Here is a 21,711-nt window from a genome sequence, read left to right on the forward strand (position 1 = left end):
GCCGGATCTTCACGGGACTGCTGACGCGCTGTCTGGCATGCTCTTCCGACGTGGAGCCTTTGAACGCGGAAGACCCGGTCGAGATCGGCCCGTTCCGACTGATCGGCCGCCTCGGGGTCGGGGGCATGGGCCGGGTGTTCCTGGCGCGTTCGGCCGGGGGGCGGACGGTCGCGGTGAAGGTGGTGCACGCGCAGCTCGCCGCCCAGGACGAGTTCCGGCGCCGCTTCGCCCGCGAGGTCGCCGCCCTGGAGCGGGTCGGCGGGGCGGGCACGGCTCCGGTGCTCGGCTCGGACACCGCCGCCGAGTCGCCGTGGGTGGCCATCGGGTACGTGCCGGGGCCGTCGCTGCGGACGGTGGTGGGCGACGAGTTCGGGCCGCTGCCGGCCACGACCGTGCGGTCGATGGCCTCGGGTCTGGCCCGCGCCCTGGTCCACATCCACGCCGCCGGGCTCGTCCACCGCGACCTCAAGCCGTCCAACGTGCTGCTGACGGTCGACGGGCCGCAGGTCATCGACTTCGGCATCGCCCGCGCGGTCGACACGGTCGCCGACGGCGGCGGCCTGACCAGCACCGGCGCGGTCGTCGGCTCGCCCGGCTTCATGTCCCCCGAGCAGGTGCGGGGCGACCGCCTCACCCCGGCATCGGACGTCTTCTGCCTCGGCTCGGTCCTCGTCTACGCGGCGACCGGCCGGGCGCCGTTCGGGACGGCCGACAGCGGCGTGCACGCCACCATGTTCCGCATCGCCCACGACGAACCCGACCTGACCGGCGTGGCACCCGAGCTGACCGGCCTGATCAAGGCCTGCCTCGCCAAGGACCCGGCGGCCCGCCCCACCGCCGCCGAGATCGCCGAGACCGTCCCCGTCGCCGATCCCTGGCTGCCGGCCGACGTCCTCGCCCCCATCGGCCGCCACGCGGCCCGGCTCCTCGAAGCCGAGGCGGCCTTCGCGAGCCCGGCCCCGGGAACCGGCACCGGCACGGGCCCCGGCCCGAGCACCGCCACCGGCGGGCCCGCCCTCCCCGCCGGCGACCCGACCCCGCCCACGCCCCTGCCGTCCACCGGCCCCGCCGCCATGAGGCCCGCCGCCAACCCCTCCACCGCCTCCACGGCCCCTCAGACGCCCGCCCGCCGCCGCAGGCGCACCGCGCTGGTCGCCGGGATCACGGCGCTCGTGGTGGCGGCCGGGGCGGGTGCCGCGTACCGCTTCTGGCCCGACCCGAACACCGGGAAGGACGCCCAGAAGAACCGGCCGGCCGGTGAGACGGGCGACGTCTCGGCCCGGCCGGCGGGGATCGTCCCGGCGGGCTTCGTCGGCGCCTGGGAGGGCGTGCTCCAGGGGTCGCCGGAGTTCCCCAAGGAGACCGCGCGGATCGAGATCGCCCAGGGCGCGGCGGGCTCGAAGAGCGCGGTCTACGTCCAGGTCACCGAGAACCGGCTGTGCATGGGCCGCTCGCGGCTCGTCTCGGCCGACGAGGACAAGGTCGTCTACGGCGAGTCCGACGTGACCACCAGCGTCCCCGCCTCCCGCTGCACGCCCGCCGCCCACCAGACCCTCACCCTGCGCTCCCCCGAGGTCCTGGAGTGGAGCTCGGGCACCGCGAAGGCCACCTTCCGCAAGGCCCCCAGCGGCCCGGCGGTCGTGCCCGCCCGCTTCCTCGGCCACTGGTCGCGCATCCCCGCGCCCGAGGTGTACGGCAAGGAGGACGAACGGCACACCTCGGAGGTCACGATCACCCAGGGCCCGGTCGGCGCCCCCGTCGTCACCGTCATCGACGGCTACCCGCGCACGATCGACGGCGTGACCACCGACGAGGACTGGTCCTGCGGCACCACCGCGCTCCTCGCCGGCGCCGGCACCATGCTGGTCCTCGGCCCCAGCCAGCGCGACACGACCGCCTGGGACCGCGAGTGCCAGGAGGGCCTGTCCCGCTTCCTGGTCGTCGACACGTTCAAGGGCAAGGACCGGCTCCTCGCCTACCCGATGCTCGACGGCGAGCCGAACGAGTACTACCGCAACCCCTGAGCCCTCAGCCCTGAGCCCTCAGCCCTCAGCCCTCAGCCCTCAGCCGCCGAGCAGCCCCAGGATCTGGTGGACGAGGGCCAGCGCGGGCGCGCCGACCGTCCCCACGGACTCCAGGATCCCGCCGACCCGCTCCAGTGCCGTCCGCCGCGCCTCCGGGTCGGCGGAGCCGCCGATCTCCGCCTCCGCGGCCTCCACGGTCCTGGCCGCGAGGGGCTGCAGCCGCCCGCGCAGCTCCTGGAGCAGCGGCAGCAGCTCCGCCACGGCCCGCTCCAGTTCGGGGGCGGCGGCCGCCCCGCCCGCCACGACGGTCCGCTTGTCGATGCCGACGCTGTGCGTGGTGTTCTCCATCCGCACCACGTCGCCGTAGTAGTGGTCACCCGAGGTCACTTCGCCACCCCCGTGTTGCCGGTGCCGCCGTACATGTTCACGGCGTCGCCGAAGAAGTAGTTGCCGTAGTTGGTGATCGAGAGCGTCCCCACGGCCGCCTGGAACTCGGCGTCCGGCTTGTCGATCGCCTCGGCGATCGAGCGGACCAGGCTCTCCAGGTAGGCGCGCTTGCCGGTCACCAGGGCGGTGGACCGCCCGTTCGTCTCGACGGCGAGGACGTCGTGGTTGGCGGCGAAGACCACCGAGCACATGTCGCCGATGAAGTAGATCATCAGCACCGCGAGGAGGAACAGGACGAACGCGATGAAGCCCTCCCCGTCGCCGCCGCTCGATCCGTACGAGTCCCAGGAACTCGACGTCGAGTCCTCGACGTACAGGAAGACCAGGAACAGGGCGAGCGTGAACCCGCCCCGCTTCAGGAAGCGGAGGAAGGCCTCCCCCCGGCGGGGCCGGAGCACGAAGGTGTGGACGCGCACGATGTTCTCCAGCGGGTACGCGCCCCCGTTCACCCACAGCAGCCGCTTGCTGATCACCAGGCCGTGCCGGGGCGGCGGGGCCACCGGCGGCGGCGCGTGCGCGGGCCTGGGCGGTCGCGTGGGCTCCGGCGGCGGCGTTCCGTTCGTCTCCATGCATCCCCCCGAGGTGGATCGCTACGGCTGCCCCTCATTACGCAGCCGAACCACCCGCCCCACAAGGCGAGTTCAAGCCTGTCGCCGTATCTTTGACGAGCAACGCCCTTACGTCCCAAGCCGGTTCGAGAGCGCGAGGGACGGCAAGGGACGGCAAGAGGCAGCAGGAAACATCGGGAAGCACCGCGAAGGGGAACGGGAACATGAGCAAGGTCTGGTTGATCACCGGCGCCAACAGCGGCTTCGGACGCGCCTTCACCGAGGCCGCCGTCGCGGCCGGCGACGTCGTGGTCGCCGCCGCCCGCCGCACCGAGACCCTCGACGGACTGGTCGCCGCGCACCCCGGCCAGGTGGACGCGGTCGCCCTCGACGTGACCGACACGGCGGCCGTCGACCGGGTCGTCGCCCACGCCGTCGAACGCCACGGACGGATCGACGTGCTCGTCAACAACGCGGGCCGCACCCACGTCGGTTCGGTCGAGGAGACCGGCGACGCCGAGCTCCGCTCCCTCTTCGACGTCCACGTCTTCGGCCCGGCCGCCCTCACCCGCGCCGTCCTGCCCCACATGCGCGCCCGCCGCTCCGGCGCGATCGTGCAGCTCAGCAGCGTCGGCGGCCAGATGTCCATGGCCGGCTTCGGCGCCTACAGCGCCACCAAGTTCGCCCTGGAAGGCTTGTCGGAGGCGCTCGCCGCCGAGGTCGGCCCGCTCGGCATCAAGGTCCTCGTCGTCGAGCCCGGCGCCTTCCGCACGTCCCTCTTCGGCAACGGCAGCCTCAGCACGGACACCATCGCCGACTACGCCGACAGCGTCGGCGTCACGCGCGCCTTCGTGGAGGGCGGCGACGGCGGCCAGGCCGGCGACCCCGCGAAGGCGGCGGCGGCCGTCCTCACGGCCCTGGACGCCGACGAGACCCCCCTCCGCCTGGCCCTCGGCGACGACGCCATCGACGCCATCCACACCCACCTCGACCAGGTCCGCGCCGACCTCATGACCTGGGACAAGGTCGGCCGGGACACCAAGCTCGACGCATGAGAAAACAGGACCCCTGCCGCCGAAACGGCAGGGGTCCTGCGGGGCTCCTGCGGGGCTCCTGCGGAACTCCTAGAGGAAGGAGTTGATCTCGATGGTCTCGGTGCGGCCGGGGCCGACACCGATCGCGGAGATCGGGGCGCCGGACATCTCCTCAAGCGCCTTCACGTAGGCCTGCGCGTTCTTCGGCAGGTCGGCGAAGGTCTTGGCCTTGGTGATGTCCTCGGACCAGCCGGGGAGCATTTCGTAGATCGGCTTCGCGTGGTGGAAGTCGGTCTGCGAGTAGGGCAGCTCCTCGACGCGCTTGCCGTCGATCTCGTACGCGACGCAGACCGGGATCTGCTCCCAGCCGGTGAGGACGTCGAGCTTGGTGAGGAAGAAGTCGGTCAGACCGTTGACGCGGGTGGCGTAACGGGCGATGACCGCGTCGAACCAGCCGCAGCGGCGGTCACGGCCGGTGGTGACACCGCGCTCGCCACCGATGCGGCGCAGCGCCTCGCCGTCCGCGTCGAAGAGCTCCGTCGGGAACGGGCCGGCGCCGACACGGGTCGTGTAGGCCTTGAGGATGCCGATGACACGGCTGATCTTCGTCGGGCCCACGCCGGCGCCGGTGCAGGCGCCGCCCGCGGTCGGGTTCGAGGAGGTGACGAAGGGGTACGTGCCGTGGTCGACGTCGAGCAGGGTGCCCTGGCCGCCCTCGAAGAGCACGACCTTGTCGTCGTCGAGCGCCTTGTTGAGGATCAGCGTCGTGTCGGCGACGAAGGGCTTGATCTGCTCCGCGTACTGGAGCATCTCCTCGACGATCTGGTCGGCCTGGATCGCGCGCCGGTTGTACAGCTTGGCGAGGAGCTGGTTCTTGCCCTCCAGCGCCGCCTCGACCTTCTGGGTGAGGATCGACTCGTCGTACAGGTCCTGGACCCGGATGCCGACGCGGTTGATCTTGTCGGCGTAGGTGGGGCCGATGCCCCGGCCCGTGGTGCCGATCTTGCGCTTGCCGAGGAACCGTTCCGTCACCTTGTCGAGGGTGACGTTGTACGGGGTGATCAGGTGGGCGTTACCGCTGATCAGGAGCTTCGACGTGTCGACGCCGCGCTCGTTCAGTCCGCTCAGCTCGGAGAGCAGGACCGCCGGGTCGACGACGACACCGTTTCCGATCACCGGGGTACACCCCGGCGAGAGGATTCCGGAAGGGAGAAGATGCAGCGCGTACTTCTGGTCGCCGACGACGACGGTGTGGCCGGCGTTGTTGCCGCCCTGGTAACGCACTACATAGTCAACGGAACCACCGAGGAGGTCGGTGGCCTTTCCCTTGCCCTCGTCACCCCACTGAGCACCGAGCAGCACAAGTGCGGGCACAGGCGTACACCCCTTCCGGGTGGGGCATGTCCAAGGTCAGGGGGCGTACGCCGCCTCACCGGTGTGCCCCGGAATAGACGAAGCCCCTGGCGCAATAGCGCAAGGGGCTCTTGCACAAAGATGCTACCCGAGGAAGGACCGAGGTGTCGGATCACGACCAGCTGCTGGTCATCGTCGACCCGGTCGCCCGCCGATGTGACGGCGAGTCCGTGCGGATCGCGAAGGATGTCCTGTGCGCGGGCGCGGAGGCGAAGATCTGCCTGCCGGACGGCCCGGAGGAATTCTCCCGGGCCCTGGCGAGGCGCGGCTCCCGGCGGCCCGTGGTGCTCGGCGACGACCGTGCGCTGCTGCGCGCGGTGACGCTGCTGCACCGGGAACGGGAGCTCGCCGGGGCGGCCCTGTCCGTCGTCCCGATCGGCCCGCCGGACGCCCGGGAAGTCACCCACGCGCTCGGCGTGCCGCACGCCACCCCGGCGGCGGCCCGCGCGGTCCTCGACGGGACGGCCCGCCGTCTCGACCTGCTGGTCGACGACAGCGACGGCGTCGTCCTCGGCGACCTCGTCGTCCCGGCCGCCCCCGTCCTCGCCGCGGCCGCCCCCTCGGTCTGGGGCACCTGCCGCTCCCTCGTCCGTACGCTGGTCCGCCCGGCGCCCACGGCGCTCGCGGTCCGCACCCACCGGCTGCGCGTCGAGGCGGACGGCGTCCTCCTCGCCGACGTCGACGACCCCGTCGAGTGCCTCAGGGTCCGCTCCGCCGCCGGTACGGTCCAGGTGACCGTCCACCCGTCGGCCGCCCCTCCCCGCCGCGCCACCGCCCGCACCCTCACCGTCTCCGGCCCCGACTTCCGCTACCGCGCCGACGGCCGCCTCACCGGCCCGGTCCGCCGCCGCACCTGGACCCTCCACCCGGCCGCCTGGTCCCTCACCCTGCCCAGGGACCCTGCCCCCGGACCCCACCGGGGGGCCTGACCGCCGGCGGTGTGGTTCCTGGATGACGTAACCCCCCGGGAGGGCCTAGCGTCGGCGAAGATCGACGAGGCGGGGGATCGACCGGGGTGGGGGACGTGCGATGACGTGTGCGCTGGACGTGGAGACGACGGCGAGGGCGCTGGGGGCGTACCGGAGCAAGGCGGTCCGGCTGGTCGTGACGGGCGCGGTGACGCTCGCGGTGGCCGCCGTGGCCTCGGTGCTGCTCGACGGGGCGTGGCGGGAAGACGTCACCATGCTGCTCACCGTGGCGGGCGTTCTCTGCCTCGGGGCGGGCGCCGGGTCGCTGTTCCTCGCCCGGCGTATGCGCCGTGCCCTCGGCTCGGCCGTCTGGACCGCCCACCCCGCCCTCGCGGTCGCCCGCGCCGGCCACGCGACCAGCCTCGTCCTCGGCGCTCAGGACGGCACCGAGGCGTGGCCCCTGGCCGTCATGGCCACCCGGTCCCGGTACGAGACGATCCGGCCCGGCCCCGACACCGTCCTCTGGTGGTGCGGCGACCCGCGCAAGGGCGGCGTCCTCGCCCCGCCCGGCGGCGCGCCCCTCATCTGGGCCAAGCCCCTCCGCGGCGGCCCGGTCCGCCGCCGCATCGTGGCCGCCGCCGAAGCGGACGGCCTGCTGCGCCGGCCCGCCCCGCTTCAGCCGCAGGCCCCGGTGACCTGGCCGGACCAGCCGGAGCAGCCGGAGAGGTCGGAGCCGTCGGAGCGGTCGGAGCGGTCGGAGTCGGCCGAGCCCGAGGAGCGCTGGTACGTGGTGCGGGGGCTGGGGGACGACGAGGGCCCGGAGGCCGGGTCCGGGTCCGGGTTCGGGCAGGGCACGGGGTCCGAGGAGGGCCCGGCCACCGCCCCGGCCCCGGTTCCGGCCCTCGGGACCGAGGCCGGGCCCGCGTACGCCGTGCTCGCCGCTCATGCCGGGCGACAGGCCGCGCCGCAGGGCAAGGACAGGGGCAAGGGCAAGGGACGGGGAAAGGCGCCGCGGCCTGAGGCGGACGTGCGGGAGGTGCCGTGGTGGCGGGTGCGGAGTCTGCGGCGGGTGGCGGGGATGGGGCGGGTGACGGTGGCGCTGGGGTTCTGTCTGGCCGTGGGGGCGGTCGCGCTGACCGGGCCGCCCGAGGAGGACCTGCCGAAGCTGTGGCTGGCGGGGGCGCTGCCGGTGGCCGCCCTGCTGTACTCCGGCTACCGGACGCTCACCGTCGGCCGCCGCGCGGCGCGGGCGATGGCCTGGGCCGCGACCGGCTTCCCGCCCCTGCTGCTCCGGTACGTGCTGCTGTACGACCCGCACGGCGGCGACCCGGTCCTGGTGGTCTTCCGGGCGCACGGCGGTGAGGAGGCCCGTCCCGTCGGGATCCTCCCGCTGGTGCCGCCGGGTCCGCCCAAGGACCCGCGGCGCGGGCTTCCGGCCCGGCCGGCCGGGTACGTCCAGCTCCGCGGCCGCCGGGAGCTGTCCTGGGGCGACCGGCACTTCTTCGTGCCGTGGATCGAGGGGCGCCCGCACTGGCCGGCGGGGCCGTACGAGAAGGCGGACACCAAGGAGGCCCTGGCGCTCCTCGACCGCCTCGCACCCCCGGTGCGGAGCACCGAGGAGCGGCGGGTTCAGTCGCTCTGACCCTCCGCGGCCGCCTTCGCCCGCTTGTGGGCGCGCCAGCGGTCCGTGATGCCTGCCATCTCGCCGTGGAGGAACGCGAAGAACTCGCCGGTCTCGGCGGTGCGGCGGCCGGCGGCGGTGTCGGGCCCGAGGGTCTCGGCGCCCTCCTTGAGGACCTTCTCCCAGCGGACGAGGACCTGGTCGCGGCGGGTGAAGGTCTCGTACCAGAGCTCGTTGTGGAGGACGTAGCGGTCCCGTCGGGTGCCGGGGTCGCGCTCGCGGCTGACCATGCCGACCTGGGTGAGGTAGCCGATCGCGCCGGAGACGGCGGCCGGGCTGATCCGGAGCCGTTCGGCGAGTTCGGCCGAGGTCAGGGAGGCCGTCTCGGAGGCGAGGAGGGCCGCGAAGACGCGGCTGGCCATGCGCTGCATGCCGGCGGCGGTCATCTCGGCGGCGAAGCGCTCCACGAAGCGGGAGACCGCTTCGTCCTCGCCGCCCCCGTCGGTCGCGCCGGTCGCGCCGGTCGTCGTCATGTCGCTCTCACCCATCCTCCGACTTTATACGGTTCCTTAACTTCACAATTTTGTGAAACTACCGTACGTTCAGAATCATGACGAAGGCAATCAGCGTCCTCGGACTGCACAAGTCCTTCGGGCGCACCCAGGCGCTCGACGGCCTCGACCTCACCGTCGAGTCCGGCGAGGTCCACGGTTTCCTCGGCCCCAACGGCGCCGGGAAGTCCACCACCATCCGGGTCCTCCTCGGACTGCTGCGGGCGGGCTCCGGCGGCGTCCGGGTGCTCGGCAGGGACCCCTGGGAGGACGCCGTCGAGCTCCACCGGCGGATCGCTTACGTCCCCGGCGACGTGACCCTCTGGCGCAACCTCTCCGGCGGCGAGGTCATCGACCTGTACGCCAGGCTGCGGGGCGCGGCCCTCGACCCGGCGCGGCGCGCGGAGCTGATCGAGCGCTTCGAGCTCGACCCCACCAAGAAGGGCCGCACCTACTCCAAGGGCAACCGGCAGAAGGTCGCCCTCGTCGCCGCGTTCGCCGCCGAGGTCGACCTGCTGGTCCTCGACGAACCGACCAGCGGCCTCGACCCGCTGATGGAGGAGGTCTTCCGCGACTGCGTCCGGGAGGCCCGCGACCGGGGCCGTACGGTCCTGCTGTCGAGCCACATCCTCAGCGAGGTCGAGACGCTCTGCGACCGGGTCAGCATCGTCCGCAAGGGCCGGACCGTGGAGTCCGGTTCCCTCACGGAGCTGCGGCACCTGACCCGTACCAGCGTCACCGCCGAACTCGCCGCCCCGCCGAACGGCCTCGCCCACCTCCCCGGCGTCCACGACCTCGCCGTCACCGGCCTGCGGGTCCGGCTCCAGGTCGACACCGACAAGCTCGACGCCGTCCTGCGCTCGCTGACCGCCTCGGGCGTGCGGAGCCTCACCAGCACCCCGCCCACCCTGGAGGAGCTCTTCCTCCGCCACTACGCCACCGAGGGGTCCCGATGACCGGCACCACGGCCCTCACCCGGCTCGCGCTGCGCCGCGACCGGGTGATGATCCCGGTCTGGGCGCTGGTCACCGGCGGCATGGTGGCGAGCGGGACCGGTTCCCTCGAAGGGCTGTACGGAACGCCGGCCGAACGGGCCGGGCTGGCCGCGTCCATGACCGCCAACAGCTCGATGCGCTCGCTGTACGGACCGGTCTTCGGCGATTCCCTCGGCTCCCTCGTGGCCTGGCGGTTCGGCACCTTCGCCGCCGTGCTCGCCGCCGTCGCGAGCCTGATCGTGGTCGTCCGGCACACCCGCGAGGAGGAGGAGACGGGCCGTCAGGAGATTCTCTCCGCCGGAGCCGTCGGCCGCCGGGCCCCGCTCACCGCCGCCCTCCTCGCCGCCCTGACCGTCAACGCGGCCGTCACCCTGCTCGTCACCGCCGGCCTCGCCGCACAGGGCGCGGCGGGCGCGCTCGCCCTCGGCCTGGCGATCGGCGGCACCGGCATGGTCTTCGCGACCACGGCCGCGCTCGCCGCCCAGCTGACCGAGAGCGCCCGCCTCGCCAAGGGCCTCACGGCGGCGGCGCTCGGCCTCGCGTTCGTCCTGCGGGCGGCCGGCGACGCCGGTGACGCCGACGGGAGTTCGGTCCTCACCTGGCTCTCGCCCGTCGGCTGGGCCGAGAACGTCCGCGCCTTCGCCGGCGAGCGCTGGTGGGTGCTGCTCCTGTTCGCCGGGGCCGTCCTGGCGCAGACGGCGGCGGCGTACGCCCTCGCCGGCCGCCGTGACGTCGGCGGGAGCTTCTTCGCCACCCGTCCCGGCCCGGCCGAGGGGCGGCTCGCGTCGGCGGGCGCGCTCGCGTGGCGGCTCCAGCGCGGCTCGCTGCTCGGCTGGTCGCTCGGCTTCCTGCTCGGCGGGCTCGTCTTCGGCGGGATGGTCGAGGGCGCGGCCGACATCGTCGGCGACAACGAGCGGGCCCGGGAGATCTTCGAGCGGATGGGCGGGCAGAGCGCCCTCACGGACGCCTTCCTCGCCACCATGGTCTCCCTCTTCGGGATGGTCGCCGCGCTGTTCGCCGTCGGCTCGGTGCTGCGCGCGCACGGCGAGGAGACCTCCGGCCGCGCCGAACCCCTGCTCGCCTCCAGCCTCGGCCGCCTCCGCTGGGCCGCCGGCCACCTGACCGTCGCGTTCGGCGGCTCCGCCCTGGTCCTCGCGCTCAGCGGGCTCGGCCTCGCCCTCTCGTACGGGCACGACGCCGGCCCGCTCCTCGGGGCCTCGCTCGCCCAGCTGCCCGCCGTCTGGACCCTCGCCGGTCTCGCGGTCCTCCTCTGGGGCGCCGTCCCCAGGGCCGCGACCGCCGCCTGGGGCGCCGCCGGGCTCTGCCTCGCCCTCGGCTGGGTCGGCCCGGCCCTCGGCCTGCCCCAGGCCGCCCTCGACCTCTCCCCCTTCGGCCATCTGCCCAAGCTCCCGGGCCCGGACATGACCTGGACCCCGGTCCTGACCCTGACCGCCCTGGCGGCGGCCCTGGTCGCGGCGGGACTCGCGGGGCTGCGGAGGCGGGACGTGACGGGCTGAGAACCGGAGTCTCACACCTCCACGAGCAGGGCCTCCACGCCGCGGATGACGTACCCCGGTTTCCGTACCGGCTCGGCGACGAGCCGGAGTCCCGGCGCCTGCCTCAGCAACTCGTCGAAGACGGCGGTGAGTTCGAGGCGGGCGAGCGGGGCGCCCAGGCAGTAGTGGATGCCGGCGCCGAAGGTGATGTGGGGGTTGTCGGCGCGGGTGAGGTCGAGGACGTCGGCGGTCGGGCCGAAGCGGGCCGGGTCGCGGTTGGCGGAGCCGAAGAGCAGGGCGACCTCGGAACCGCGCGGGATGACCTGGCCGCCGAGCTCGATGTCGTCGAGAACCCAGCGCTCGAACATCTGGAGCGGGGTGTCGTACCGCAGAATTTCTTCCACAGCTGTGGACAACTTTTCGGGATCCGGACGCACGCCCTCGCGAAGAAGCGTCCACCAGCCGTTGACCGTGGTGTTCACCGTCGCCTCGTGACCCGCGTTCAGGAGCAGGACGCAGGTGGAGATCATCTCCTGCTCCGTCAGCTCCTCCACCGCGATCAGCGAGGAGATCAGGTCCTCCCCCGGCTCCTTCCGCCGCCGCGCGATCAGCTCCCGCAGATAGTCCGAGAACTCGATCGAGGCCCGCACCGCCCGCCGGGCCGTCTCCTCCGAAGGGTTCAGCTCGAACATCCCGCAGATCGCCGCCGACCAGAGCCGCAGCCGCCCCCGCTCCTCGTCCGACTCCGGCACCCCCAGCATCTCGGCGATCACCGCCACCGGCAGCGGCTCCGCGACGGCCCCCTGCAGGTCCCCGCCGCCCGCCGCCACCAGCTCCGACACGAGCCCGGCGGCCAGCCTCCGTACCGTCGGCGCCAGGTTCTCCACCGTCCTCGGCGTGAACGCCTTCGACACCAGACGCCTGATCCGGGTGTGATCGCCCGCCTCCAGATCGAGCAGCCCGTGGTCGTTGAGCGTGTGGAACGGCTCGTACGCCGCGTCCGGCGCCTCCCGCCCGAACTCCTCGTGGGTGAACCGGTGCGTGTACGTCCGCCCGAGACGCCGGTCGCGGAGCAGCGCCGACACGTCCTCGTGGTGCGGGATCAGCCACTGGCGCGTCGGGCCGTGCCAATGGGCACGCCCAGCGGCACGCAGCCGCGCGTAGGCGGGGTACGGGTCGGCGACGAACTCCGGCGACCACGGGTCGTATCCAGCGTCAACAGCGTCCATGACCGGACGCTACCGCCGCGCCCGCGCCCCGGGGAGGTACCTCAGCCGCCGACGCGCACCAGCCCCGCCTCGTACGCGAAGACCGCCGCCTGGGTGCGGTCGCGCAGGCCCAGCTTCACCAGGATGCGGCTGACGTGGGTCTTGATGGTGGACTCGGCGACGACCAGGTGCTCGGCGATCTCGGCGTTCGACAGGCCCTGGGCGATGAGGACGAGGACCTCCGTCTCCCGCTCGGTCAGCTCGCCGATCTGCGCCATCGCGGGCGGCCTCGGGGACGTGCCCGGCGCCTTCGCGAACTCGGTGATCAGCCGCTTCGTCACGGTCGGCGCCAGCAGCGCCTCGCCCGCCGCGACCACCCGCACCCCCTCCGCGAGCTGCCGGGCCGAGGCGTCCTTGAGGAGGAAGCCGGAGGCGCCGGCGCGCAGCGCCTGGTACACGTACTCGTCCAGGTCGAAGGTCGTCAGGACCAGCACCTTCGCGTCCTGGTCGGCGGCGACGATCTCCCGGGTCGCGTCGATGCCGTTGAGCTCCGGCATCCGGATGTCCATCAGCACCACGTCCGGACGCAGGGCGGCGACCTGGGCGATCGCCTCCCGTCCGTTGACGGCCTCGCCGACGACCTCGATGTCCGGCATCGCGCCGAGCAGCACCGAGAAGCCCTCCCGGACCATCATCTGGTCGTCGACGATCAGTACGCGGATCACTGCGGGGCCTCCTCGCGGCTCACGGGAACGAAGGCCGTCACCTCGTAGCCACCGTCCCCGGTCGCCTCGGCCGTCATCTCCCCGCCGAGCATCGTCACACGCTCCCGCATGCCGGTGATGCCGTGCCCCGCGCCCGGAGAGGGCTTCACGAGCCCCCTCGCCGGCCCGTTGGCGATCCGCAGCCCCAGACCGCCGAGCACATAGCTCACCTCGACCTTCGCCACCGCGCCCGGCGCGTGCCGCAGCACGTTCGACAGCGCCTCCTGCACGATCCGGTACGCCGAGAGCTCCACGCCCTGCGGCAGCTCCCGCACCGCCCCCGTCACCGTCTTCTCCACCTGGAGACCCGCCTCCCCGACGTTCCGGATCAGCACGTCCAGATCCCCGAGCGTCGGCTGCGGCGCGTCCGGCGCCTCGTAGTCCTCGGCCCGTACGACCCCGAGGATGCGGCGCAGCTCGGTCAGCGCGGCCACCGCGTTCTCCCGGATCGTCAGGAACGCCTGCTCCAGCTCCGGCGGCGGATTCTCCACCCGGTACGGCGCCGCCTCCGCCTGGATGGCCACCACCGACATGTGGTGCGCCACCACATCGTGCAGCTCGCGGGCGATCGTCGTCCGCTCCTCCAGGACCGTCCGCTTCGAGATCTCCTGCGCCGTGACCGTCTGCTGCGCGGTCACCTCGCGGTCGGCCTGCCGGCGGACCTGCACCACGGTCACGGCCAGCAGGGCCATCGCCGACACGAAGGCCATCGGGAACGCGTCGGATGACCGCCCGACGCCCAGCGACACCTCAAGGAACAGCGAGTACCCGGCCGTCACCACCCACATCCACGCCGCGGTACGAGGCCGGGTCCGCGCCGCGACCACGGCCAGCACGATCACGTGCGTGGCGAAGCAGGCCGCCGTCCACGGCCACCCGCCGTTGAACCCGGTCGCGTACCCGATGAACGGCGCCGAGGCCAGCGAGGCCCAGAAGGCCAGCACCGGCCGGACCAGCGTGAGCAGCACGATCGCCGCCGGCAGGCAGGTCGTCACGAACGCCGTGACACCGAAGACGTAGTAGATCCGCTCATACCCCAGCGCGAACACGACCACCGCGCAGAACGCCACGAACGCGTGCGGAAGCAGCCCCGCGTACACCCGTATCCGTCCCGGCAAAAAGCGCGTCGGCCCGCTCTCCACGTCCATCCGCCTCATCGGCCGATACGCGAACGCGTCGTCGAACAGTTCCTGCCGCAGCCCCCCGAGCGCCGCCTGCACCAGGCGGAACTCGGGGCTGCGGCTCGATTCGGAGGTCTCTGTCTGAGTCACGCGAACCACGGTACGGGCGTCCCGGGACCCGGTCGTCCGGCTCGATGCGGATCCTTCCGGGTCCCCCTTGAGGACTAGCCGACGTACTAGAAGGCCAGCTGGGCGATTTCCTCGGCGACGACCGCGCAGGCGTCGGCGGCGGGGTCGATGAGGGGGAAGTGGCCGACGTCTTCGAGGGAGGTGAGGCCGATCTGTTCGCCGGACTTGGCGGCGGCCTCGGCGTAGGACTCGGCGACGGTGTGGGGGACGACGAGGTCGGCGCGGCCGTGGACGAGGGTGGTGGCGATGCCGGTGGGGAGGAGGGCGGCGGGGTCGGCGTGGGCGGCGCGCTCGGCGTAGGCGGCGGGGTCGCCGAGGAGTTCGGTGACGGCACCGCCGCAGACGGAGAGTTCGACGGCGCGGGCGAAGTGGGCGATGGGGGCGAGGGCGACGACGCCGCGGAGGGCGGGCGGGGCGGGGAGACGCCAGGCGGAGCCGGCGGGGAGGACGTGGCGGGCAGCGGCCCAGAGGGCGAGGTGGCCGCCGGCGGAGTGCCCGGTGAGGACGATGCGGCCGGTGTCGGCCTGCGGGAGGTGCTCGGCGGCGAGGCCGGGCAGCGCGTCGAGGGCGGCGGCGACGTCGTCGAAGGTCTCCGGCCAGCGGCCGGCCACCGGGGCGGAACCGCCCTGGCGGGGGATGTCGCTGCCGCGCCGGTACTCGACGTTGGCCACCGCGAAGCCCCGGCGGGCCAGGAAGTCCACGAAGGGCGTGAGGTGCTGCCGGTCGTACGGGGCGCGCCAGGCGCCGCCGTGCAGGGCGATGACCAGCGGGGCCCGGGTGCGCCCGTCGCGCGGGGCGTAGAAGTCGACGACCTGGTCCGGGTGTTCGCCGTACGCGGCGGAGGCGTCCGGGGGGACGGCCGGGTGCGAGAAGGCCGACGCCTCTTCGGCGGCATCGCGCGCGGCGGGGTCCGGCATGCTGTTCCAACCTCTCGGATACGCGGCCGAATCGGCCTGACCTGCGGGGACGGTACCAGCCCCGGAGCCCGCGCAGATCAGGCGACGATCCGACCTACCGAAGAACGTCCGCGAGGGTCCGCGCGGCCCGCTCCGCGTCCGCGAAGCCGACGTACAGCGGGGTGAAACCGAACCGCAGCACGTCCGGGCGGCGCAGGTCGCCGACGACCCCGCGCCGGATGAGCTCGGCCATCACGGCGGGCGCGTCCGCGCAGCTCAGCGCCACCTGGCTGCCGCGCTCTGCGGCCGGGCCCGGGGTGACGGGGACGACCCGGCCCTCGGGCACGTACGCGGCGACGCACTCCAGGAAGAAGTCCGTCAGCGCGAGGGACTTGGCGCGCACGTCCTCGACGGCGACCCCGTCCCAGACGTCGAGCGCCGCTTCGAGGGCCAGCATGGACAGGATGTCGGGGGTGCCGACCCGGCCCTTCAGCGCGCCCCCCGCGGCCTCGTACCCGGGGGTCATCGCGAACGGGTCCGCGTGCGAGTTCCAGCCGGGCAGCGGCGAGTCGAAGGCGGCCTGGTGGCGCTCGGCGACGTACAGGTACGCGGGCGAACCGGGGCCGCCGTTCAGGTACTTGTAGGTGCAGCCGACGGCCAGGTCGACGCCGTGCGCGTCGAGCCCGACGGGCAGCGCGCCGGCGCTGTGGCACAGGTCCCAGACGGCGAGCGCGCCCGCCTCGTGGAGCGCGGCGGTGAGGCCGGGCAGGTCCTGGAGCCGGCCGGTGCGGTAGTCGACGTGGTTGACGAGCGCGAGGGCGGTGCGGTCGCTGACGGCGTCCGCCATGCCGGCCGGGTCGCATGCCACGATCTCGTGACCCGTCATGCGCGCCGCGGAGCTCGCGATGTACCCGTCCGTGGGAAAGGTCGTCGCGTCGACGAGGATCTCCGGCCGGTCGGCGCCGTTGATCCGCGCGGCGGCGACGACGGCCTTGAAGACGTTCACGCTCGTCGAGTCGCCGACGACGATCTGCCCGGGGGCCGCGCCGACGATGGGGGCGATCCGGTCGCCGATCCGCTCGGGCGCGGTCCACCAGCCGGACTCGTCCCAGGACCGGATGCGCAGCTCGCCCCACTCGCGGGTGAGGACGTCGGCCATCCGCGCCGGGACGTGCGCGGGCAGCGCGCCGAGCGAGTTGCCGTCGAGGTAGACGGTGTCGGCGTCGAGCGCGAACTTCTCGCGGTGCGCGGCGAGCGGGTCGCCGGCGTCCAGGTCGAGGGCCCGCTTGCGGAGGCCCTCGGCCGCCTCGGGCTCGCCGGCCCGGTTCAGGAGGTCGTCAGACATGGCTGCGGGCCGTCCAGAGCTCGGGGAAGACGTTCTTCTGGGCGCGCTTCTCCAGCCAGGCCACGCCGGCGGAGCCGCCGGTGCCGGTCTTGGCGCCCATCGCGCGCCGGGTGGCGACGAGGTGGTCGTTGCGCCAGCGCCAGACGAGCTCGGCGACATCGCTGAGGGCCTCGCCGAGGCGGACGAGCTCGGTGTTCTGGTCGGGGTCGGCGTAGATCCCGGCCCAGACGGCCTCGACCTCGGGGGACGGCTCGTACCGCTGGGAGAGGTCGCGGGAGAGCACCGAGGCCGGTATCGGCAGGCCGCGCCGGGACAGGAACGCGAGGACCTCGTCGTACAGGCTGGGTTCCTGGAGCGCCTTCTCCAGTTCGGCGTGGACGCGGGGCGCGCCCCGGTGCGGGACCAGCATGGAGGCGGCCTTGTCGCCGAGGAGGAACTCCATCCGGCGGTACATCGCCGACTGGAAGCCGGAGCCCTCGCCGAGCGCCGCGCGGTAGGCGTTGAACTGGCCGGGAGTGAGCTGCGCGAGCGGGCGCCAGGAGTGGTTGAGCGCCTCCAGCTCGCGGACGGACCGCTTGAGGGCGTCCATCGCGACGGGGACGCGGTCCTCGCGCAGGGCGCGGCTCGCGGTCTCCCACTCGTGGACGATCACCGTGAACCACAGCTCCATGACCTGGGTGGTGACCAGGAAGACCATCTCGCCGGGGTCGTCCGAGCGGAGGTGCTGGAGGTGGGTGAGGACGTCCGCCTGGACGTAGTCCTCGTACGGCGTGGTGCCCGCGAAGTCGAGGTTCGGTGCGTCGACGACCGATCCGGCTCCGGAGGCATCGGGGAAGGTGGACATTTCTGTCTCCTCGATACGTGCTACCGGGTAGCGGTCCGCTCCACCGTGTGCGTGCGTGCGCCACGGGAGCTCCGGTCCCCTCGGGAGGCGTGCTTCTTCGCGCGCGTCCCAACCGCATCATGACACGAATCGGAGTTCGATCAACAGGTGCGCCCTCTCCCCCCGCACGGGAGGAGAGGGCGCACCTGAGCGGGGCCGGCGGACGTCAGCCGAGGGTCTCGGCGGCCGTCTCCGAGGAATCCCGCAGGAACGTCGTGCAGCGCTCGTACTCGTCCTTCTCGCCGATCTCGCCGGCCGCGCGGGCCAGGGCGTGCAGGGCGCGCAGGAAGCCGCGGTTCGGCTCGTGCTCCCACGGCACCGGGCCGTGGCCCTTCCAGCCGTTGCGGCGCAGCGCGTCGAGACCGCGGTGGTAGCCGGTACGGGCGTAGGCGTACGACTCGACGACCGCGCCGCGCTCGTAGGCGTCGTCGGCGAGCTGGGCCCAGGCGAGCGAGGAGGTCGGGTACTTCGCGGCGACGTCCGCCGGCGCCGTACCGTTCGCGAGCAGCTCTCGCGGACCCGGGTCGTCGGGCAGGTGGGTGGGGGCCGGTCCCCCCAGCAGGTTCTCGTGGATGGCCATGCGCCCAGTCTGCCTCAGGGCTGCCGCCCCGGACCCTCAGGGCTGCCGCCCCGGGCCCTCAGGGCTGCCGCCCGGGGCCCTCAGGCCTCCCCCGGTCCGCCGGCTTCCCCCGCTCCCCCGGGTTCAGCGGCGGTGACGTCACCCCGCAGTGGACCTTGCACTCCGGGTGGCAGGCGGCGACAGGCGCCGGGGTGCGCAGGGTGGTCCAGGCGATGAGAGCGCCGGCGACCAGGAGACCGGCGCACATGGGCATGGCGCGCCGGAAGGTCTCGCCGAACTCCGACGCCGAGCGGTACGCCTCCGGGCCCATGCCGGCGAGCAGCGGCAGCGCGGCCACCGCGAGGAGCCCGGCCGCGCGGGCCGCCGCGTTGTTGATGCCGCTGGCCAGGCCCGCCCTCGCCACGTCCACCGAGGCGAGGACGGTCGCGGTGAGCGGGGCGACCAGGGCCGTCATGCCGAGCCCCAGGACGAGGAGGGCCGGCAGCACGTCCCGCACGTACGAGGCGTCCGCCCCGACCCGCAGCATCAGCAGCATGCCGGCGGCGCACAGCAGCGGGCCCACGGTGAGCGGGATGCGGGGGCCGATCCGCTCGCCCAGCTCGCCGGACTTCGCCGAGAGCAGCAGCATCAGGACGGTCGTGGGCAGCAGCGCCGTACCGGCGGCGAGCGCCGAATAGCCGGAGACCACCTGGAGCTGGAGCGCGGCCAGGAAGAAGAACCCGCCGAAGGCCGCGTACACGCACAGGGTGACCAGGTTGACGGCGGTGAAGAGACGCGAGCGGAAGATCGACGGCGGGGCCATCGCGGACTCGCCGCGCCGCCGCTCCACCCACACGAACACCGCCCCGACCACGGCCCCGGCCGCCCCGGCCCACCAGGCCGCGCCGATCAGCGCGTACGTGACGAGGGCGAGCGCCGCCGCGCCGAGGACCGCGCCGAGCACGTCGAACCGGCCGTGCGCGGCCTCGTCCTGCGATTCCGGCACGTGCCGCAGGGCGACCGGCACGCAGACGGCCGCGAGCGGCACGTTCAGCAGGAACACCCAGCGCCAGCCGGGGCCGTCCACCAGCCAGCCGCCGACGAACGGCCCGATCGCCGCGCCCACGCCGCCGAAGCCGGACCACAGGCCGACCGCCCTGGCCCGGTCGTCCTCGTGGAAGCTCGCCTGGATCAGGGCGAGCGACCCCGGCGTGAGCAGCGCCCCGCCGACGCCCTGGAAGGCGCGGGCCGCGATGAGCACCCCGGCGTTCGGGGCGAGCCCGCACAGCAGCGAGGCGAGCGCGAACCACACCACGCCGATCACGAAGACCCGGCGGCGGCCGTAGCGGTCGCCGAGCGCCCCGCCGAGCAGGATGAGACCGGCCAGGGTGAGCATGTAGGCGTTCACGGTCCACTGGAGCGCGCCGAGGTCGGCGTCCAGGTCCTCGCCGATGTGCGGCAGCGCGACGTTGACGACGGTGGAGTCGAGCAGCGCCATTCCGGACCCGAGCACGGTCGTGAACACGATCCAGCGGCCCGTCCCGGAGCTCATCCGGATGTCCATGCCTGCATGATCCCGCGAACGCGAGGGCCCCGCCCACCGAATCCGGGGAATCGGCGGACGGGGCCCTGGTGCGCGACGGGTCAGCGGGTGACGTTGAAGTACTTCCAGCCGCCGTAGTTCGTCGTGTTCACGTTGTCGCCGGACGTGGTGTCCACGTACGCCGTGCGGACACGGGCGCGGACACCCTCGGCGCCGTTGGCGTCGAGGTTGACGTACGCCATGCCGCCGCTGTTCAGCGAGACGTAGTCCTCGGCACCGGTGCGCCAGGCACCCGCGTACCAGACCTGGAGCTCGACCTTGGTCTTGCGGCCCGGGTACGGGTTGTTCCACGCGGTGATCAGCACGTCGGTGGACTGGTGGTACGTCTGGTACCAGATGGTGCCGATCTTGGACCACTTGTAGTGGCGGGACAGCGAGGTCGTCAGACCCGCCTTCGTGTACACCGTGGAACCGGCCTTGGCCCAGCCGGAGCGGGTGTCACCGGCGAAGATCGCGGTCACCCAGGTGTCGCGGGTCATCTTCGTGGTGACCGACAGCTTGCCCGCCGAGTTCACCGTGCCGCGCTTCAGGAGCCGCTTCGGCTCGGCGCCGTACGGGTCGGCCCAGATCTCCACGACCCGGTTGCGATACGTCCAGCCGAGGGTGGCCGTGTACGTGACGTTGGTGCCGTAGTTGACCGTCTGGTTGTTCCGGTCCAGCGCGATGTACGTCTTGAACGGCGACACCTTGACGACCGCGGTGCCGCTGGCGCCCGCGTGCGTGGCGTCACCCGCGTACGTCACCCGGTAGGTGACGTTCCCGGCCGCCGTCGGGGTGTCGGGGAACGAGAACGTGCCGTTCGCCCCGAGCGTCCGCGTCCCGAGCGCCTTGCCCTTCGGGTACTCCACGTCGTACCGCGTCACCGTCAGCGGCGTGCCCGCCGGCAGCTTCAGCGTCGACGCGACCGTGCCGGAGACGGTGACCGCCTTGAGCACGGTCGTGGTGGCCGGCACCTTCACGGTGACGGTCGGCACCGACTTGGTGGGCTCGGACAGGACGTTCAGCCGGATGCTGTCGCCGCTGCTGGCCTCCGTCACCGCGAACAGGCGGCTGCCGCCCGGCTCCCAGGCGAGAGCGCTGTCGGCGAGGCCGTCGCCGGAGCTGTAGCTCCCGGTGTTGGGGAAGTCGTACTGGCGCACGGCCGTCGTCTCGCCCGGCCGGTAGACGAAGACGTCCGGGCCGTACGAGGAGTCGGAGCCCGCCGCGACGGTGCCGTCGGGGGCGACGGCCACGGCCGCGCCGTGGTAGTCGCTCTGGTAGGTGCCCACCTGGGCGAGGTCGGAGACCTGCCAGACGCGGTGCTGGTTGCCGGCGGTGGCCGTGATCAGCCGGCTGCCGTCCTGGGTGTAGGCGAGGTCGCCGACCATGCCGCCGCTGCCCGTCTCGGAGTCGGCCGAGCGCGCGGTGCGGACCGCCGCGCCCGTGCTCACGTCGTAGGCGCCGATCCGGAACGAGTGGTAGTACGAGGACACGGCCGCGAGGGCGTTCGGGTCCGTGGGCGAGGCGACCAGCCTCGGCGCACCCGAGTAGTTGATGTCCGCGTCCTGGCCCAGGGCCACCACGGGCTGCTCGCCCGAGGTGTCGATGGAGCCGATGTCACCGTCGTAGTCGGTGCCGTAGCCGAACCAGATCCGGCCGCCCGCGGCCGCGACGAACTTCGGGTCGGTGCCGTCGCCGGTGGCGTACCGGGCCTTCTCGGTCACCGTGTCCGCGTCCAGGGCGACGACCACGTCGGCCCCCGGGACGGCGGCGTACACGCTCGACGCGTCGGCGGAGAGCGCGAGCCCGGTGACGCCGGGCAGGTCGGTGACGGTGCCGAGCACGGTGCCGGCGTAGTCCGTCGCGACGACCTTGCCGGTGTACGGGTCGCTGATGAAGATCTTCCGGTGGGTGCCGTCCACCAGCATGTCGCCCACGGACGACAGGGGAAGGAGCTTGCTGCTGTCGGCGGCCGCCTGGCCCGCCGTGCCGGCGACCAGTGCCGCCGAGCTGACAAGAACCGCGAACGAGGTCGCGGTGGAGAGAGTGCGCTTGCGCACGATTAGGAGACCCCCCAGAGAACATGGTCCCCGGCCCCTCAGACGGGGCACGGTGCACGAAGACTAG

19 protein-coding genes are annotated in these 21,711 nt (G+C 73.3%); 6 read left to right on the forward strand and 13 right to left on the reverse strand.

Going from position 1 to position 21,711, the window contains the following annotated elements; translation table 11 throughout:
- Window positions 1-50 precede the first annotated feature (50 nt).
- The gene (locus tag ACZ7G1_RS26005; protein WP_470876216.1) at window positions 51-2,024 is read left to right on the forward strand and encodes a serine/threonine-protein kinase; all 1,974 of its coding nucleotides are present in this window, start codon (window positions 51-53) and stop codon (window positions 2,022-2,024) included.
- A 39-nt stretch (window positions 2,025-2,063) separates the two neighbouring features.
- Here ACZ7G1_RS26005 and ACZ7G1_RS26010 read toward each other — a convergent pair whose 3' ends face one another.
- Window positions 2,064-2,411 (reverse strand): hypothetical protein, encoded by a 348-nt coding sequence (locus ACZ7G1_RS26010; RefSeq protein WP_470876218.1) that lies wholly within the window; start codon window positions 2,409-2,411, stop codon window positions 2,064-2,066.
- Window positions 2,408-3,040, reverse strand: a complete 633-nt coding sequence (locus ACZ7G1_RS26015; RefSeq protein WP_470876220.1) for a DUF6232 family protein — start codon at window positions 3,038-3,040, stop codon at window positions 2,408-2,410. Before ACZ7G1_RS26015 ends, ACZ7G1_RS26010 begins: the two co-directional genes overlap by 4 nt.
- Window positions 3,041-3,243: 203 nt before the next feature.
- Between ACZ7G1_RS26015 and ACZ7G1_RS26020 the strand changes: the two genes are divergently transcribed.
- Entirely contained in the window at window positions 3,244-4,074 is an 831-nt protein-coding gene (locus tag ACZ7G1_RS26020; protein ID WP_470876222.1) for an oxidoreductase, read from the forward strand.
- A 69-nt stretch (window positions 4,075-4,143) separates the two neighbouring features.
- Here ACZ7G1_RS26020 and ACZ7G1_RS26025 read toward each other — a convergent pair whose 3' ends face one another.
- Window positions 4,144-5,427, reverse strand: a complete 1,284-nt coding sequence (locus ACZ7G1_RS26025) for an adenylosuccinate synthase (protein ID WP_317875160.1) — start codon at window positions 5,425-5,427, stop codon at window positions 4,144-4,146.
- Between the two features lie 143 nt (window positions 5,428-5,570).
- On the opposite strand from ACZ7G1_RS26025, the gene ACZ7G1_RS26030 reads away from it, so the two are divergent.
- Together ACZ7G1_RS26030 and ACZ7G1_RS26035 are read left to right on the forward strand one after the other, a co-directional pair.
- Window positions 5,571-6,395 carry a diacylglycerol kinase family protein gene (locus ACZ7G1_RS26030; protein WP_470876225.1) on the forward strand — a complete coding sequence of 275 codons (825 nt, stop codon included), beginning with the start codon at window positions 5,571-5,573 and terminating at the stop codon, window positions 6,393-6,395.
- Between the two features lie 100 nt (window positions 6,396-6,495).
- Window positions 6,496-8,016 carry a hypothetical protein gene (locus tag ACZ7G1_RS26035; protein WP_470876227.1) on the forward strand — a complete coding sequence of 507 codons (1,521 nt, stop codon included), beginning with the start codon at window positions 6,496-6,498 and terminating at the stop codon, window positions 8,014-8,016.
- On the opposite strand, the gene ACZ7G1_RS26040 is transcribed toward ACZ7G1_RS26035, so the two are convergent.
- On the reverse strand, window positions 8,004-8,543 hold the full coding sequence (locus ACZ7G1_RS26040) for a GbsR/MarR family transcriptional regulator (protein ID WP_470876229.1): 540 nt from the start codon (window positions 8,541-8,543) through the stop codon (window positions 8,004-8,006). The two genes, ACZ7G1_RS26035 and ACZ7G1_RS26040, sit on opposite strands and share 13 nt — an antisense overlap.
- A 62-nt stretch (window positions 8,544-8,605) precedes the next feature.
- On the opposite strand from ACZ7G1_RS26040, the gene ACZ7G1_RS26045 reads away from it, so the two are divergent.
- The gene (locus tag ACZ7G1_RS26045) at window positions 8,606-9,502 is read left to right on the forward strand and encodes an ABC transporter ATP-binding protein (RefSeq protein ID WP_470876231.1); all 897 of its coding nucleotides are present in this window, start codon (window positions 8,606-8,608) and stop codon (window positions 9,500-9,502) included.
- Window positions 9,499-11,058, forward strand: coding sequence for an ABC transporter permease (locus ACZ7G1_RS26050; RefSeq protein WP_470876233.1), 1,560 nt, complete (start codon window positions 9,499-9,501; stop codon window positions 11,056-11,058). Before ACZ7G1_RS26045 ends, ACZ7G1_RS26050 begins: the two co-directional genes overlap by 4 nt.
- A gap of 11 nt (window positions 11,059-11,069) precedes the next feature.
- On the opposite strand, the gene ACZ7G1_RS26055 is transcribed toward ACZ7G1_RS26050, so the two are convergent.
- From ACZ7G1_RS26055 to ACZ7G1_RS26095, 9 genes are all read right to left on the reverse strand, one after another.
- Window positions 11,070-12,266, reverse strand: coding sequence for a cytochrome P450 (locus ACZ7G1_RS26055; protein ID WP_470876235.1), 1,197 nt, complete (start codon window positions 12,264-12,266; stop codon window positions 11,070-11,072).
- 41 nt (window positions 12,267-12,307) lie between these two features.
- Window positions 12,308-12,970, reverse strand: a complete 663-nt coding sequence (locus tag ACZ7G1_RS26060; protein WP_470876237.1) for a response regulator — start codon at window positions 12,968-12,970, stop codon at window positions 12,308-12,310.
- Entirely contained in the window at window positions 12,967-14,289 is a 1,323-nt protein-coding gene (locus ACZ7G1_RS26065; protein WP_470876239.1) for a sensor histidine kinase, read from the reverse strand. Before ACZ7G1_RS26065 ends, ACZ7G1_RS26060 begins: the two co-directional genes overlap by 4 nt.
- A 77-nt stretch (window positions 14,290-14,366) precedes the next feature.
- Window positions 14,367-15,236, reverse strand: a complete 870-nt coding sequence (locus ACZ7G1_RS26070; protein ID WP_470876241.1) for an alpha/beta hydrolase family protein — start codon at window positions 15,234-15,236, stop codon at window positions 14,367-14,369.
- A gap of 94 nt (window positions 15,237-15,330) precedes the next feature.
- A complete protein-coding gene (kynU, locus tag ACZ7G1_RS26075) occupies window positions 15,331-16,560 on the reverse strand; it encodes a kynureninase (RefSeq protein ID WP_470876243.1) in 1,230 nt (409 codons plus the stop codon).
- On the reverse strand, window positions 16,553-17,404 hold the full coding sequence (locus ACZ7G1_RS26080; RefSeq protein ID WP_470876245.1) for a tryptophan 2,3-dioxygenase family protein: 852 nt from the start codon (window positions 17,402-17,404) through the stop codon (window positions 16,553-16,555). The genes kynU and ACZ7G1_RS26080 overlap by 8 nt, the downstream gene beginning before the upstream one ends.
- 205 nt (window positions 17,405-17,609) lie before the next feature.
- Complete coding sequence (locus ACZ7G1_RS26085) at window positions 17,610-18,023, reverse strand: DUF3151 domain-containing protein (protein ID WP_470876247.1); 414 nt, start codon at window positions 18,021-18,023, stop codon at window positions 17,610-17,612.
- A 58-nt stretch (window positions 18,024-18,081) separates the two neighbouring features.
- Window positions 18,082-19,566: an MFS transporter gene (locus tag ACZ7G1_RS26090; RefSeq protein ID WP_470876249.1), complete on the reverse strand. Its 1,485-nt coding sequence runs from the start codon at window positions 19,564-19,566 to the stop codon at window positions 18,082-18,084.
- 80 nt (window positions 19,567-19,646) lie between these two features.
- Complete coding sequence (locus tag ACZ7G1_RS26095) at window positions 19,647-21,644, reverse strand: Ig-like domain repeat protein (RefSeq protein WP_470876251.1); 1,998 nt, start codon at window positions 21,642-21,644, stop codon at window positions 19,647-19,649.
- Window positions 21,645-21,711: the final 67 nt, after the last annotated feature.

This window comes from Streptomyces sp. NPDC037273 (assembly GCF_055603625.1).

What these genes read in the sequence shown, in the direction of transcription:
- ACZ7G1_RS26015 (WP_470876220.1), bottom strand. Translation starts at nt 3,040, where the DNA reads ATGGAGACGAACGGAACGCCGCCGCCGGAGCCCACGCGACCGCCCAGG.
- ACZ7G1_RS26020 (WP_470876222.1), top strand. Translation starts at nt 3,244, where the DNA reads ATGAGCAAGGTCTGGTTGATCACCGGCGCCAACAGCGGCTTCGGACGC.
- ACZ7G1_RS26035 (WP_470876227.1), top strand. Translation starts at nt 6,496, where the DNA reads ATGACGTGTGCGCTGGACGTGGAGACGACGGCGAGGGCGCTGGGGGCG.
- ACZ7G1_RS26040 (WP_470876229.1), bottom strand. Translation starts at nt 8,543, where the DNA reads ATGGGTGAGAGCGACATGACGACGACCGGCGCGACCGGCGCGACCGAC.
- ACZ7G1_RS26045 (WP_470876231.1), top strand. Translation starts at nt 8,606, where the DNA reads ATGACGAAGGCAATCAGCGTCCTCGGACTGCACAAGTCCTTCGGGCGC.
- ACZ7G1_RS26050 (WP_470876233.1), top strand. Translation starts at nt 9,499, where the DNA reads ATGACCGGCACCACGGCCCTCACCCGGCTCGCGCTGCGCCGCGACCGG.
- ACZ7G1_RS26055 (WP_470876235.1), bottom strand. Translation starts at nt 12,266, where the DNA reads ATGGACGCTGTTGACGCTGGATACGACCCGTGGTCGCCGGAGTTCGTC.
- ACZ7G1_RS26070 (WP_470876241.1), bottom strand. Translation starts at nt 15,236, where the DNA reads ATGCCGGACCCCGCCGCGCGCGATGCCGCCGAAGAGGCGTCGGCCTTC.
- kynU (WP_470876243.1), bottom strand. Translation starts at nt 16,560, where the DNA reads ATGTCTGACGACCTCCTGAACCGGGCCGGCGAGCCCGAGGCGGCCGAG.
- ACZ7G1_RS26080 (WP_470876245.1), bottom strand. Translation starts at nt 17,404, where the DNA reads ATGTCCACCTTCCCCGATGCCTCCGGAGCCGGATCGGTCGTCGACGCA.
- ACZ7G1_RS26085 (WP_470876247.1), bottom strand. Translation starts at nt 18,023, where the DNA reads ATGGCCATCCACGAGAACCTGCTGGGGGGACCGGCCCCCACCCACCTG.
- ACZ7G1_RS26090 (WP_470876249.1), bottom strand. Translation starts at nt 19,566, where the DNA reads ATGGACATCCGGATGAGCTCCGGGACGGGCCGCTGGATCGTGTTCACG.